This is a genomic window from Vibrio sp. Vb0304, from assembly GCF_033338995.1.
Taxonomy (GTDB): domain Bacteria; phylum Pseudomonadota; class Gammaproteobacteria; order Enterobacterales; family Vibrionaceae; genus Vibrio; species Vibrio alginolyticus.
Genome location: NZ_JAWOTT010000215.1, coordinates 1 through 1,203, shown reverse-complemented (window position 1 = coordinate 1,203; position 1,203 = coordinate 1). Strand labels below are relative to the sequence as shown.

2 protein-coding genes are annotated in these 1,203 nt (G+C 44.3%); both read left to right on the top strand.

Annotated elements, in window-relative coordinates:
- The coding region (locus R7P35_RS25100; protein ID WP_318093112.1) for an SPASM domain-containing protein at nt 1-805 on the top strand (805 nt) is incomplete at its 5' end.
- A 7-nt stretch (nt 806-812) separates the two neighbouring features.
- Nucleotides 813-1,203 (top strand): sulfatase-like hydrolase/transferase (locus R7P35_RS25095; protein WP_318093110.1); only part of this gene is annotated, 391 nt, incomplete at its 3' end.

Sequence of the window (1,203 nt, the reverse complement as noted above, 5' to 3'; positions counted from 1 at the left end):
TGCATTAAAGCTTCTACAAAAAATGAATGTTGAATACAACGTTTTGGCATGTGTGACCAAAGAGTATTGCAAACATGCGGAGGCTATCTATTCATTTTTCCGAAAGAACAAGGTAAAACATATTCAGTTCTCACCTCTTGTCGAATCTTCTCCGTTAGAAACAGAGCAAGCTCGTGGCCAGCACTTTGGTAGCAATCTGATTTTCTCGACAGACAAACACCATACAGATCCTCAGAAATACGAACCTATCGCTTGGTCTGTTGATGCCAAAGAATACGGACGTTTTCTCACCGACGTATTTCATCTTTGGGTTTCTCAAGATGTGGGCAAAGTCTTCATTTCGAACTTTGAACAGGCATTAACACAATACCTTGGCAACCCCTCTCCAAACTGTATTCATGCCAAAAAATGCGGCTCGTCTTATGCCGTTGAAGCAAATGGCGACGTTTATTTCTGTGACCATGTAGCCTACCCGGAGTCGAAACTCGGCAATGTATTCGAAACATCGTTGCACGAGATGTCGCTGAATCACGAACTTCAGTTCAATAAAGAATCCCGCTTATCTATGCGATGTAAACAATGCCAGTACTTGTCTCTCTGCAACGGCGGCTGCCCAAAACATCGCTATCTCTCCGACACTGGTGAGTATGAAAACGTCCTTTGTGATGGTTATTTCTATTTTTTCAGCTCAGTACAAAAGTATTTGCAAGCAATGACGACGCTCTTAGCTCATGGCTATCCAGCAAGCTATGTCATGCAAGCATTAGACGGCCCTTTAATCCTAACACCCTCTAATAAAAGGTAATCAATAAATGGATATTTTGAAAACAACGGTGACCATCACCGGAGCGCTCGCTCCGTGTTTGGTTGCGGCAGGAACGGTAGACAGAACAAAGCTCCCAATTCCTGACATTGAGCCCCAAACTTACACTCAACTCGACGTGCGAGATGTTCAGCGCCCCGAGCCAACTCGCCGAATCGCGGCACCAAAAGATGCACCTAACGTGCTTGTTATTTTGTTAGATGACGTCGGTTTTAGTCAGTCATCCCTTTTTGGGGGCGCTGTTGATATGCCGACACTTGATGCGTTAGCTAAACAAGGTCTTATCTATAACCAATTCCATACAACAGGAGTAAGCTCTGCAACTCGAACTGCCTTGCTTACTGGCCGCAATCATCACCAAAATAATATGGGTTCGATTG